This is a genomic window from Massilia arenae, from assembly GCF_008014745.1.
Taxonomy (GTDB): Bacteria; Pseudomonadota; Gammaproteobacteria; order Burkholderiales; family Burkholderiaceae_D; genus Telluria; species Telluria arenae.
Window position 1 is genome coordinate 24110 of the sequence record NZ_VPFD01000010.1, and the last position, 12808, is coordinate 36917.

12 protein-coding genes are annotated in these 12808 nt (G+C 65.1%); 3 read left to right on the top strand and 9 right to left on the bottom strand.

Annotated elements, in window-relative coordinates; genetic code table 11:
• Positions 1-100: 100 nt before the first annotated feature.
• The 3 genes from FVD38_RS10650 to ompR form a co-directional block, all read right to left on the bottom strand.
• Positions 101-394 (bottom strand): type II toxin-antitoxin system Phd/YefM family antitoxin, encoded by a 294-nt coding sequence (locus tag FVD38_RS10650; protein ID WP_147934804.1) that lies wholly within the window; start codon positions 392-394, stop codon positions 101-103.
• Positions 395-480: 86 nt separating this feature from the next.
• Entirely contained in the window at positions 481-1854 is a 1374-nt protein-coding gene (locus tag FVD38_RS10655) for a sensor histidine kinase family protein (protein WP_147934805.1), read from the bottom strand.
• Positions 1854-2621 (bottom strand): osmolarity response regulator transcription factor OmpR, encoded by a 768-nt coding sequence (ompR, locus tag FVD38_RS10660; protein WP_123067901.1) that lies wholly within the window; start codon positions 2619-2621, stop codon positions 1854-1856. Before ompR ends, FVD38_RS10655 begins: the two co-directional genes overlap by 1 nt.
• Before the next feature lie 200 nt (positions 2622-2821).
• Between ompR and FVD38_RS10665 the strand changes: the two genes are divergently transcribed.
• The 3 genes from FVD38_RS10665 to FVD38_RS10675 all read left to right on the top strand — a co-directional run bounded on the left by FVD38_RS10665 (position 2822) and on the right by FVD38_RS10675 (position 5997).
• On the top strand, positions 2822-3187 hold the full coding sequence (locus tag FVD38_RS10665; RefSeq protein ID WP_147934806.1) for a hypothetical protein: 366 nt from the start codon (positions 2822-2824) through the stop codon (positions 3185-3187).
• A gap of 280 nt (positions 3188-3467) precedes the next feature.
• The gene (locus tag FVD38_RS10670) at positions 3468-5381 is read left to right on the top strand and encodes a flagellar assembly protein A (protein ID WP_147934807.1); all 1914 of its coding nucleotides are present in this window, start codon (positions 3468-3470) and stop codon (positions 5379-5381) included.
• Positions 5382-5487: 106 nt separating this feature from the next.
• A complete protein-coding gene (locus FVD38_RS10675; RefSeq protein WP_147934808.1) occupies positions 5488-5997 on the top strand; it encodes a chemotaxis protein CheW in 510 nt (169 codons plus the stop codon).
• Between the two features lie 2 nt (positions 5998-5999).
• On the opposite strand, the gene FVD38_RS10680 is transcribed toward FVD38_RS10675, so the two are convergent.
• The 6 genes from FVD38_RS10680 to dapD form a co-directional block, all read right to left on the bottom strand.
• On the bottom strand, positions 6000-8000 hold the full coding sequence (locus FVD38_RS10680) for an ATP-binding cassette domain-containing protein (protein ID WP_147934809.1): 2001 nt from the start codon (positions 7998-8000) through the stop codon (positions 6000-6002).
• Between the two features lie 201 nt (positions 8001-8201).
• Positions 8202-9095, bottom strand: coding sequence for a 50S ribosomal protein L3 N(5)-glutamine methyltransferase (gene prmB, locus FVD38_RS10685; protein ID WP_147934810.1), 894 nt, complete (start codon positions 9093-9095; stop codon positions 8202-8204).
• Between the two features lie 32 nt (positions 9096-9127).
• Positions 9128-10264 carry a succinyl-diaminopimelate desuccinylase gene (gene dapE, locus FVD38_RS10690; protein WP_147934811.1) on the bottom strand — a complete coding sequence of 379 codons (1137 nt, stop codon included), beginning with the start codon at positions 10262-10264 and terminating at the stop codon, positions 9128-9130.
• Entirely contained in the window at positions 10261-10620 is a 360-nt protein-coding gene (locus FVD38_RS10695; RefSeq protein ID WP_147934812.1) for an ArsC family reductase, read from the bottom strand. Before FVD38_RS10695 ends, dapE begins: the two co-directional genes overlap by 4 nt.
• 135 nt (positions 10621-10755) lie before the next feature.
• Complete coding sequence (locus FVD38_RS10700; protein WP_147934813.1) at positions 10756-11898, bottom strand: PilT/PilU family type 4a pilus ATPase; 1143 nt, start codon at positions 11896-11898, stop codon at positions 10756-10758.
• An 82-nt stretch (positions 11899-11980) separates the two neighbouring features.
• Positions 11981-12805 carry a 2,3,4,5-tetrahydropyridine-2,6-dicarboxylate N-succinyltransferase gene (gene dapD, locus FVD38_RS10705; protein WP_147934814.1) on the bottom strand — a complete coding sequence of 275 codons (825 nt, stop codon included), beginning with the start codon at positions 12803-12805 and terminating at the stop codon, positions 11981-11983.
• Positions 12806-12808: the final 3 nt, after the last annotated feature.

A 12808-nucleotide genomic window follows, 5' to 3' on the forward strand; every position in this document is an offset into this window, starting at 1 on the left:
GTCAGACCGGCAAAAAAGAGGGAGCATATATGCTCCTTTGGCGATTCTCTTGAGTGTCTTCTTGTGTTGCGTCGGCTCGTAAATAAAACGCGCTCAGCCCTCATTCATGAACGTCAAGCGGCGCATGTTGCGGTGCCCCAGCGTTGTCAAGTAGTTCCCGATGCTGCGCTCGACCAGAGCGGGCTTGTGTAATCGACTTGTCGAGGTGGACTGCATTCGCCGGCGAGCTTATCAGGTGCACAGTCTCCATGAGATTGCTGTAGTGATCTAATGACATGACGACGGCATCTGGCCCATCGCGGCGAGAGATGACGGTGATGTCAGCATCTTCCATCACTTGGTCGATGACAGCCCGGAGATCGTCGCGAGCATCGGAAAAATTGATGATTCTCATGTGACTTTCCATTCGCTTAATAGTCGTCATCGACATGTAGGATCAGTATGGCGTGGTTTACGAGAGCGACAAGCGAAAGCTGTAGCTCACGCCGCCAGCGGCAACGCCACCTGCAGCATGAACCCGCCGCCTTCGCGGTTACGCACTTCCAGTCCTGCGTTATGCCGGGTCAGCACCCGCTCCACGATCGCCAATCCGAGCCCGGCGCCATTCGCCTGGCCGCGCGCGCTATCGAGCCGCGTAAAGGGTTTCATCAGCTGCGCGATCTGGTCCGCCGGCACGCCGACGCCATGGTCGCCGATCTCGATCACGGCGCGCCGGCCGTGGCCGGTGGCCTTCACGCGCAGCACGATGTCGATATCGGTGCATGAGGTGCCCGGCGTGTTGCCGTAGCGGCGCGCGTTCTCGATGATGTTGTTGATCACGCGCCGCAGGTCGGTCGCATTTCCCATCACGTGCACGCCCGGCATCAGGTCGGTCTTGACGTGCAGGTCGGGGATGCGGGCTGCCTCGCGGCCGACGTCGGACAACATCTCGGACAGGTTCACCGGCACGAAGGTCGCCGCCTCGGTCGGCTTGGCGTAGTCCAGGAACTGGCCGATGATGGCGTCCATCTGCGCGATGTCCGACTGCATGCCTTCGCGCGCGTCCGTCGACAGGTTCGCCATCTCCACTTCGAGCCCCATGCGCGCCAGCGGCGTGCGCAGGTCGTGCGAGATGCCGGCCAGGATCACGGCGCGGTCCTTCTCCACCTGCGCCAGGTCTTCCACCATCTGGTTGAAACTGCGGTTAGCCTCGATGATCTCCTGCGAGCCCTTCTCGGGCAGGCGCACCGGGCGCTCGCCCTTGGCGATGGCGCGCGCGGCGGCCGTCAGGCGCGCCAGCGGGCGGTTCACCAGGCTCGAGATCAGCGCCGCGCCGACCACCGACAGCAGGCCCACGACCACCGCCCAGCCCAGCCACTGTTCACGCGTCAGCCCGGTCAGGCGCTCGCGCTCGAGCATCAGCCAGTATTTGTCGTCCTCGATATTGAAGCTGATGTAGAAGCCCGGCACGCCGTTCACGCCGCTCGAAAAGCGGGTGTCGGTGCCCAGGCGTTCGCGCACGATGGCCGCGATCTCGGGCATCAGGGGATTGTGCGGCGGCGGGTCGATCACGTCCGTGTCTTCCAGCGTAAAGATGCGGATGCCTTCGTTCGACACCAGTTCGAGCAGCAGCTCGCGCCGCAGGTCGGGCGCGGAGTGGGTCAGGGCGGCCTTGGTGATCGTCACCACCGACACCACCAGCTCCGCCGTCTGCTGCACCTGCTTGTCGCGCTGGAACACGCTGATCATGCCGATCCAGGCCAGCATCGAAGCCGCGGTGAGCACCGACATCAGGAAGAAGGTGCGCCAGAACAGGCCGCTCTTGAACCAGGCGAAGCGCAGGGCGCGCCGCGCTTGGGCGATTGGGGTGAACACTAGCGCGGCTGGCCTTCAGGGATGAACACATAGCCCAGGCCCCACACGGTCTGGATGTACAGCGGGCTCGATGGATCGGGCTCGATCAGCTTGCGCAGGCGGGAGATCTGGACGTCGAGCGAGCGGTCGAACACTTCGTATTCGCGGCCGCGGGCCAGTTCCATCAGCTTCTCGCGCGACAGCGGCTGGCGCGCATGGCGCGCGAACACCTTGAGTACCGAGAATTCGCCGGTGGTCAGCGGCACTGTCTCGCCATTCTTCTTGAGCGTGCGCGTGCCCAGGTCGAGCACGAAGTCGCCGAACTCGAAGGTCTGCGGGGTTTCGGACGGCGCGCCCGGGATCTCGTCCGGGCCCTTGCGGCGCAGGACGGCGCCGATGCGGGCCACCAGTTCGCGCGGGTTGAATGGCTTGGGCAGGTAGTCGTCGGCGCCCATCTCGAGGCCGACGATGCGGTCGACGTCCTCGCCCTTGGCGGTCAGCATGATGATCGGGGTCTGGTCGCCGGCGCCGCGCAGGCGGCGGCAGATCGACAGGCCGTCTTCGCCGGGCAGCATCAGGTCGAGCACCAGCAGGTCGTAACGCTCGCGCAGCCACAATTTGTTCATCGCCGGCGCGCTTTCGGCGGTCACGACCTGGAATCCCTGTTCGGTCAGGTAGCGGCGCAGCAGGTCGCGCAGGCGTACGTCGTCGTCCACGACCATGATCTTGGCGGAGTGGCCCGCTGACGCGCCCGTACCCGCATTATTGTTCGAAGTCGTTGAAGTCATAGAGCTGTCCAGAATTGTCAGATGAATGTCGCTATGGTAACTTCTTATCGCTGGAGCGGAAGCACGACTCAGCTCAGCCATTACAATGTGTTACAAACTTTACCCAATTAGTCTTACTCCACTTTCGGTATGCACCTACACTGGCGACAAGTGATCAACACAGCTTATCCGTTTATCAGGCATCGCGGAAGAGGAACACCATGAACCACGCGCACAACGACAAACCAGCAGGATTCGGCGCCAATGGCGGCCGGCTCGCCCGGCTTGCGCGCCTTGGTGTCATCGCCTGTGTACTGGCAGGCACTGGAGCCAGCGCATTGGCGCAAAACCAGGAGCGCGATCCACGCCGCGACGAAGCGGCGATGCGCGACCGTTACCAGATGCAGGCCCAGCAGGATCCGCGCGTCTACGAGATGCGTGATCAGGACCGTCGCGCCATGGAGGCGCAATCCGACGCGGCGCGCGAAGAGCGCCGTCGCGGCCGGCTGTCGCCGGACGAGCGGCGCGACCTGCGGCGCCAGATCAAGGAAGGTTCGGAACTCTATCCGAACACCCGCCGCCGCTGAAAATGCGGTCGGCAATGTAAAACGACGGCGCCGATGGCGCCGTTGTCGTTTCTGGAATTTGACATTTCCCAAGTCGCCATGCTGGCGTATCTGATGTGTTTTTGCTGGATTTCGCCGCTAACGCCCCGTGCGGCAACCGTGTCGACCGCGTAACAAATTTTCTTTTTAGAAATCTAGTTGCCATATGTTCATTTAGCTTGCGCAACATGCTATGTTTACGTCCACCTTACTGTTGGCAGGGTATTTGTCGCCAACATACTTCCCTAAGTGGAGCGTGAACGTGTCCGACCTTGCCGTACCACCCGACGCCGTGTCTGTCGCGTCCACCGCCGTCCGCTTCGAATCCACCGGGCCCGAACACTGCATCGCCAGGCGCGACGACGGCGTGTATGCCGATCCCGAAGTGCTCGGCACCACGCTGGCAGCGGCAGTCGACGGCATCCTGCGCTCCAGTCACTACCTGGCCGGCCTCGATTATCCGGTCCTGGTCAAGGCCCTGTATGGCCACGGGCCGGATCTGCCGCGCGATGCGGCCGGGCGGGTCGTGGTGCGCATCGCGGCCGACATCGTGCCGTTCACGCCGCAGCGCCAGGCCCTGTACCGCTCGGTCAAGATCGCCGACGGCCAGGCCGAATACTATTTCGAGCCCGTGTTCGAGCGCGACGAGGAAGGCAATGAGCGCCCGACCCGGCTCGACGCCGACGAGTTCGTCGCCGACATGTGGGTGAAGGGCATTCGCTTCGGCGCCGAGGTCGAGGCCATCCGCAGCCACATCGCGAGCGGCGCGGCCGGCCGCTACGTGGTGGCGCGCCGCCTCGAGCCGCTGCCCGGGGTGGACGCCGGCGTCGAGGAAGTCGCCAACGAGCTGCATCGCAGCGATGCGCCACGCCAGCTCGCCAACGGCAAGCTCGACCTGATGAGCTTCCAGAACCGCTTCCCGCAGGTGGCGGCCGGCACGCGCCTGCTGCGCAAGGTGCCGCGTACCAGCGGCAGCCCGGGCTTCGACCTGAACGGCATCCCGATCGCGCCAGAGGTGGCGAAGGACCTCGACCTGGCCACCTATGCGGCCGACGGCACGGCGGTCGACCTGGCGCCGGAAGGCGAGTTCCTGGTGGCGCGCCAGGACGGCTTTTTGAGCGTCGACCCCAAGAGCTGCCGCATCGCCATCACCGACAAGATCGTCAGCCGCGACGGCGTCAGCGCCAAGACCACCGGCAACCTGCACCTGGCCGGCGACTACGAGGAATTCGGCGAAGTGCAGGAGCAGCGCATCATCGAGGCCGAGAGCATCACCGTGCACGGCGACGTGTACGGCCACCTGGTCTCGCGCGGCGGCGCCATCCTCCTGCGCCGCAACCTGGTCGGCGGCAGCGCGCGCAACCTGGATGGCGGGGTGCGGGTGCTGGGCGTCGCGTCCCAGGCGACGATCCAGGCGCCCAAGGGCGAGATCCGGCTCGAGCGTGCCGAGAACTGCGTGATCTCGGGCGCGCGCATCCGGATCGAGACCGCGATCAACTGCGAGATCATCGGCGACGAAGTCGAGGTGGCGCATGCCGAGGGCAGCGCCATCGCCGGGCGGCGCGTGGCGATCGGCCGCGCGGCGCCGTGGAAGCAGGGCGAGATGCTGGTCTGGCTGCTGCGCCCGGACTGCGCGCGCGTCGACGCGGCGATGGCGCAGGTGCGCGAGCGGATGGACCAGTTCGTCCAGCTGGCGGCGCAGCGCCGCAGCGCGATGGAAGCGCTGACCGGCCAGCCTGAGATGCGCAAATACCTGTTGATCGCGCCGCGCCTGCGCAAGGGCGAGCTGGTGCTCACGCCGGAACAGGAACCGCAATTCCGGCGCCTGGCTGCCAGTGTGGCGCCGGCGCTCAAGGAACTGGGCCGGCTGTCGCAAGAAGCCAAGTCGCTCGACGCCGAGCGCCAGGGCGGCATGGAATTACTGAAACGGTTCGAGGCCCAGCGCTTCGAGCGGGTCGGGTCGGCCGGGGTGGCGATCGGCATGCTGGCGGGCGAAGTGCAGGTGCTGGCGCTGCCCTACGAACCGGACTTCGGCTGCGTCTGGGATATGACGGCGCGCGACGTCAAGCTGCGCCTGCGCGACACCAAGGGCAGGGAAGTGCTGTACGCGGGCTACGAGGGCGCGTGGTCGTGGGACACGTCCACGGCCGCGGTACAGGCGCCGGCCGTGTCCTGAATGTGACCCGTGGCGCGGGGCATGCGCAAGGCTGAAGTTGACCACAGTCAACATCGGCGCCGGGGGCGCGGCATACGATGGTGATCGCACCCATAAAGGATCCGCCATGGTCACCTTGCCCAGCATGCTCCACGCTTCAGTCCCGCGCGCTTCTGTTTCCCGGTATCCGGCGCCGCGCAGTAGCGCCTCGCGGGAATTCCTCAGCTTCATGCTCGACGGGCAGGAGTACGGGCTCGATTGCGCGCGCGTGCAGGAACTCAAGCTGCTGGGATCCCTCGAGCGCTTCGCCACCGACGGCGAAATCATCGGCGGCGTGGCGCTGTCGCATGGGGTGATCATGCCGGTGGTCGATATGCGCGCGGCCACGGGGCCGGGCCGATCGGCGCCGGATACCGACGTGATCATCCTGCGCCTGTCGAGCGGGATCGTCGGCATGGTGGTCGAGAGCGTGACCGGCATCGTGCACGTGCGGCCTGAAGCCGTGCAGCCCCTGCCGGGCGCGCCGGGCGCGGGCTACCTGATCGGCATCGCCCGCATCGATGGACGCAAGGTGGTGTTGATCGACATCGATCGGCTGATGTCGCTGTCGCCGAGGCGGCCGCTGCGGGCCGCCTGACCTTACGCCGTCAACGCCTCGAGCTGCTCCTGGATCTCCAGCCACTCCATCTCGAGCGTTTCCAGATCGCGTACCGCGAAGGCCTGGTCGGCCACCAGCGTCTTGAGGCGATCCTTGTTCTCGGCTTCGTAGATCGCCGGGTCGAGCAGCTCGGCGTCGATCGTCGCTTTCTTCGCACTCAGCTTGGCCATCTGCTCATCGATGCGCTTGACCCGGGTTTCCAGGGGCTTGCGCTGGGCCGCCATGCGCTGGCGCTCTTCGGCTTCGACGCGCTTCTGTTCCTTGCGCTCGGCCGGCGACACGGTGACGACAGGCGCGGGCGCGCTGGCCTTGGCGGCCGGCTGGGCCGCCTTCGCCGCCTGGCCGGGCAGGGCGTCGCCGCCCTTGCCCAGCTTGGTCTTGAACAGCCAGTCCTTGTAGTCGTCCAGGTCGCCGTCGAAAGGCTGCAGGCGGCCGTCGGCCACGATGATGAACTGGTCGGTGGTGGCGCGCAGCAGGTGGCGGTCGTGCGAGACCACGACCAGCGTGCCCTCGAACTGGGCCAGCGCCATCGTCAGCGCTTCGCGCGTTTCCAGGTCCAGGTGGTTGGTCGGTTCATCGAGCAGCAGCAGGTTGGGGCGCTGCCACACGATCAGGGCCAGCGCCAGGCGCGCCTTTTCGCCGCCCGAGAACGGCTTGATCGGGCTGGTCACCATCTCGCCGGGGAAGTTGAAGCTGCCGAGGAAGTTGCGCAGCTCCTGCTCGCGTACCGTCGGTGCGATCTTCGCCAGGTGCCACAGGGGCGATTCGTCGTGGCGCAGCATCTCGACCTGGTGCTGGGCGAAGTAGCCGATCGACAGGCCCTTGCCGATCGTCGCTTCACCGGTCAGCGGTTTCAGTTCGCCCGCCACGGTCTTGATCAGGGTCGACTTGCCGGCGCCGTTCACGCCCAAGAGGCCAATGCGCTGGCCGATCGTGAGCGAGAAATCGATGTGGTTGACGATGGTCTTGGCGCCGACCTTGTCGCCATGCTCGTCGAGCAGCGGATAGCCGGCGTCCACACCGTCGAGCACCAGCAGCGGATTCGGCGCGGCCAGCGGCTCGCGGAATTCGAACGAGAATTCGGCGGCGGCGCGCAGCGGCGCCAGTTCTTCCATCCGCGACAGCGCCTTGATCCGGCTCTGCGCCTGGCGCGCCTTGGTGGCCTGCGCCTTGAAGCGGTTGATGAAGGATTCAAGGTGGGCGCGCTGGCGGTTCTGCTTCTCGATGGCCGAGGCCTGCAGCACCATCTGGGCGGCGCGCTGGCGTTCGAAGCTCGAATAGTTGCCGCCGTAGCGTTTCAGCTTGCGGTCGTCGATGTGCACGATCACGTTCACGATCTCGTCGAGGAAGTCGCGGTCGTGCGAGATGATGATCAGGGTGCCCGGATAACGCTTGAGCCAGTCCTCGAGCCAGATGATCGCGTCCAGGTCCAGGTGGTTGGTCGGTTCATCGAGCAGCAGCAGGTCGGAAGGGCACATCAGCGCCTGCGCCAGGTTCAGGCGCATGCGCCAGCCGCCCGAGAAGCTGGCCACCGGCTGGTTCATCTGGGCCAGCGAAAAGCCCAGGCCCAGCAGCAGCTGTTCGCCGCGCGACTGCACGGTGTAGGCATCGGCGTCGGCCAGCATCCCGTGCAGCTCGCCCAGGCGCATGCCGTGGGCGTCGGCGTCGGGATGCGATTCCAGTTCTTCCAGCTCGGCCTGCAATTTGCGCAGGCCGACGTCGCCGTCGATCGCGTAGTCGAGCGCGGCGCGCTCGAGCGGCGGGGTCTCTTGCGCCACATAGGCCATGCGCCACTTGGCGGGGAAGTCGATCTGCCCCTGGTCCGGATGCAGCTCGTTGCGCAGCATGCCGAACAGGCTCGATTTGCCGGCGCCGTTGGCGCCGATCAGGCCGATCTTGTCGCCCGGGTTGAGGGTCAGGTCGGCGTCTACGAGCAGCGGCTTGGTGCCGCGCATCAGGCTGACGTTCTGGATTCGGATCATGGGATTTTGTCTACTTAGTCGAACGGGTGTTGCTTCGTTGTTGGCTCATGCACGTCGTCCCCGCGAAGGCGGGGACCCAAGTGTGCGTGTGTTGCCGCTACGTTTGACGCAATGGCTGCTCAAGAAAACTTGGGTCCCCGCCTGCGCGGGGACGACGTTCGAAAGTCGGCGCAATCAATCAGCGCCGGCGAATCGCGTATTTTACTGTGCGGTCTGCAGCTGCTCGGCCGTCAGCAGGAACACCGCATCGTCGCCGATGCTGGTGGTCAGCCAGGTCAGGCCCAGGTGGCCGAACGCCGCTTCGGCGAACTCGCGCTCGTTGCCGATCTCGACCACCAGGATGCCTTCCGGCGTCAGGCGCTCGGCGGCGCCGGCGATGATCTTGCGCACCAGGTCCATGCCGTCTTCGCCGCCCGCGAGCGCGATCTGCGGCTCGTTCAGGTATTCCGGCGGCAGGGTGCGCATCGATTCCGAGTTCACGTACGGCGGATTGGTGATGATCAGGTCGTACTTCTTGAACGGCACGTTCTCGTACAGGTCGGACTCGATCGGGTTTACCCGGCCTTCCAGCTTGTATTCGCGGATGTTGTGCTCGGCCACGGCCAGCGCGTCTTTCGAGATGTCGACCGCATCGACCACGGCGTTTTCGAAGGTGTCGGCCATCATGATCGCCAGGCAACCGCTGCCGGTGCACAGTTCGAGCACGTTCTCGACGCCTTCCGGATCGGTCAGCCATGGGCTGAACTGCTGCGGGATCAGCTCGGCGATGAAGGAGCGCGGCACCAGCACGCGTTCGTCGACGTAGAAGCGGTATTCGCCCAACCAAGCTTCCTTGGTGATGTAGGCGGCCGGCACGCGCTCGGTGACGCGGCGCTCGATCACGGCCAGCACCTGCAGCACTTCGTCCGGCAGCAGGCGGGCGTCGAGGAAGGGCTCGAGGCGGTCCAGCGGCAGTCTCAGGGTGTGCAGGATCAGGTAGGCGGCTTCGTCGAAGGCCTCGGCGCTGCCGTGGCCGAAGAACAGGCGGGCAGAGTTGAAGCGGGTGATGGCATAGCGCAGCAGGTCGCGCGGCGTACTGAAGGTGGTGTTGGTCATGGTCTTGTTCTCGTGTTAGTTCAGCGCCCCGGTCAGGCAGCCAGCAGGCATTCGAGCGTGCGGCGGTAGATATTCTTCAGGGGATCGATGTAGCGCAGCTCGATGTGTTCATCGATCTTGTGGATGCTGGCGTTCGGTGGCCCGAATTCTATCACCTGAGGGCAGATGCGGGCGATGAAGCGGCCGTCGGAGGTCCCGCCGGTGGTCGATAATTCGGCCTGCACGCCCAGTTCTTCCTTGATGGCGCCGCAGATGGTGTCCGACAGGGTTCCCTTCTCGGTCAGGAAAGGCTGGCCCGACAGCGTCCACTCCAGGTCGTAATCCAGGCCGTGGCGGTCGAGGATGGCGTGCACCCGCGCCTCCAGGCCCTCGGCCGTGCTGGCGGTCGAGAAGCGGAAGTTGAAGTCGATGTTCAAGCTGCCCGGGATCACGTTGTTGGCGCCGGTGCCGGCCGCCATGTTCGAGATCTGCCAGCTGGTCGGCGCATAGTACTCATTGCCTTCGTCCCAGACCTCGGCCGTCAGCTCGGCCAGCGCCGGCGCGGCCTGGTGGATCGGGTTGCGCGCCAGCTGCGGATAGGCGATATGGCCCTGGATGCCCTTGATGACCAGGTGGCCCGACAGCGAACCGCGGCGGCCGTTCTTGATCGTGTCGCCCAGCACGTGGTTCGAGGTCGGCTCGCCGACCAGGCAGTAGTCGAGCGTCTCGCCGCGTTCTTCCAGCAGGTCGACCACGACTGCGGTGCCGTCGACGGCCGGGCCTTCCTCGTCGCTGGTGATCAGGAAGGCGATCGAGCCCCGGTGGTCGGGGTGGTCGGCGATGAACTCCTCGCAGGCGATCACCATGGCCGCGATCGAGGTTTTCATGTCGGAGGCGCCGCGTCCATACAGCTTGCCGTCGCGCTGGGTCGGCACGAAGGGCGCCGACTCCCAGTGGTGCAGCGGGCCGGCCGGGACCACGTCGGTATGGCCTGCGAACACGAACAGCGGCGCTTCGCTACCCTTACGCGCCCACAGATTGGTCACGCCGTTCGACTCGATGGTCTCGCAGCGAAAGCCCAGCGGCGCCAGCAGCTCGATCAGGCGCTGCTGGCAGCCCTTGTCGTGTGGCGTGATCGAATCGAGCGCGATCAGCTCTTCGGTCAGCAGCAGGGTGCGCGAAGGCTTCACCTGGCGCTCGCGAACTTGCTGGTGTAGGCGTCGATCGAGAAACCGACCGAGACCGGGCCGACGCCGGCAAGCACCGGGCGCTTGATGACGGACGGATTTTCCAGCATCAGCTCGGTCGCGCTGTCCGCATCATTGACTTGCGCCTTGCGCTCGTCGGACAGGTTACGCCAGGTCATGCCCTTGCGGTTGACCAGGGTTTCCCAGTCGAGGTCCTTCAGCCAGCCTTGCACCAGTTCGCGGCTCAGGCCCTGTTTCTTGAAGTCATGAAAGGTGAAGTCGTGGCCGTTGTCGGCCAGCCAGGTGCGGGCCTTCTTGACGGTGTCGCAGTTGGGAATTCCGTAGAGAGTCGTAGTCATGGGCAATCTTGGCCGCCGGGGCGGCGTGGTCGTTCGAAAAGGCGTGAGGATAGTGTATGCGCGCGCGAGCGCACAAGGTCATTCAGGGCCGATTGTACACAGATGAGGCGCACGGGTGCGCCGCCTGGCGCTGGGTCAGGAATTGAGCGTGAATTCGGTGAACGAGGCGCCCTGCGGCTCGCTCGGCTTCTTTTGCTCTTCCTGCTGGACCTGGCTGTCCGGCCCATTGTTGAGCACCCAAAGCAGGTTGGTGGCCGAATCGGCATTGGCCAGCGCCTCATCCTGCGTTATCAGGCCGTCCTTGACCAGCTTGAACAGCGCGCCTTCGAACGATTGCGAGCCGGGCGACAGGCTCTTGTCCATCGCTTCCTTGATCTGGCCGATCTCGCCTTTTTCGATCAGGTCGGCGATGTAGCGCGTGTTGAGCATCACTTCGACCGCCGCCTGGCGCACACCACCCGCCGCGGACTTCACCAGCCGCTGCGACACGATCGCCTTGACGCTCGAGGCCAGGTCTTGCAGCAGGGCGCCGCGGTTTTCCATCGGGTAGAAGCTGATGATGCGGTTCAGCGCGTTGTAGCTGTTGTTGGCGTGCAGGGTGGCCAGCACCAGATGGCCCGACTGGGCATAGGCCAGCGCCGCGGCCATCGTCTCGCGGTCGCGGATCTCGCCGATCAGGATGCAGTCAGGCGCCTGGCGCATCGAGTTCTTCAGCGCGATGCCGAAGCTGCTGGCGTCGCTGCCGATCTCGCGCTGGTTGACGATCGATTTCTTGTTCTTGAAGAGGTATTCGATCGGGTCTTCGAGCGTCAGGATGTGGCCTGCGCGGTGCTCGTTGCGATGGTCGAGCATGGCGGCGATGGTGGTCGACTTGCCGGAGCCGGTGGCGCCGACCACCAGCAGCAGGCCGCGCTTTTCCATGATCAGTTCGGACAGCACGGGCGGCAGTCCCAGCCCGCCCAGTGGCGGGATGTCGGCCGGCACGAAGCGGAACACGGCCGAGATCGAGCCGCGCTGGCGAAAGGCCGACAGGCGGAAGCGCCCCAGGTTGGGGACCGACACGCCCATATTCAGTTCGTTGTCGCGTTCGAGTTCGAGCAGCTGTTCCGGGGTGGCGACCTCGGACAGCAGCGACAGGATGTTCTCGGGTTCGAGACGGTGCTGGTTGATGGGGATGAGGGCGCCGTTGATCTTGATGTGCACCGGGGAGTTCACGGCGAAGAACATGTCGGAAGCGTTCTTCTCTTTCATCAGCTGGAACAGGCGGTCCATGGCCATCGCATCGTCTCCGTTTTTGTTTCGGATATTTCAGGGCCGGTTAGACGCGTCGGCGGCAGGGCCGCCAACGCGTTCAACCAGCTTAAACGCCGCGCAGCAGCTCGTTGATCCCGGTCTTCGAACGCGTCTGCGCATCCACGCGCTTGACGATCACCGCGCAGTACAGGCTGTACTTGCCATCGGTCGAGGGCAGGCTGCCCGACACCACGACCGAACCCGACGGCACGCGGCCGTAGGTGACTTCGCCGGTTTCGCGGTTGTAGATCTTGGTCGACTGGCCGATGTACACGCCCATCGAGATCACCGAGTTCTCTTCGACGATCACGCCTTCGACGATTTCCGAGCGCGCGCCGATGAAGCAGTTGTCTTCGATGATGGTCGGATTGGCCTGCATCGGTTCCAGCACGCCGCCGATGCCGACGCCGCCCGACAGGTGGACGTTCTTGCCGATCTGGGCGCAGGAGCCGACGGTGGCCCAGGTGTCGACCATCGTGCCTTCATCGACGTAGGCGCCGATGTTGACGTAGGACGGCATCAGGACCACGTTCTTGCCGATGAAGCTGCCGCGGCGGGCGACGGCCGGCGGCACCACGCGGAAACCGCCGCGTGCGAAGTCTTCTGGCGTGTAGTCGGCGAACTTGGTCGGCACTTTGTCGTAGAACTGGATGTCGCCGGAAGCGACCGGCACGTTGTTCTCGAGGCGGAACGACAGCAGCACGGCCTTTTTGATCCACTGGTTCACGACCCAGGTGCCGGTGTCCTTCTGCGCCACGCGCAGGCTGCCGTCATCGAGGCCGGCGAGGACGTGGGCGACGGCGTCGCGCACTTCGGCGCTGGCGTTGTTCGGGCTGATGTCGGCGCGCTGTTCCCAGGCGGTGTCGATGATGGTTTGCAGTTGTTGGGTCATGAT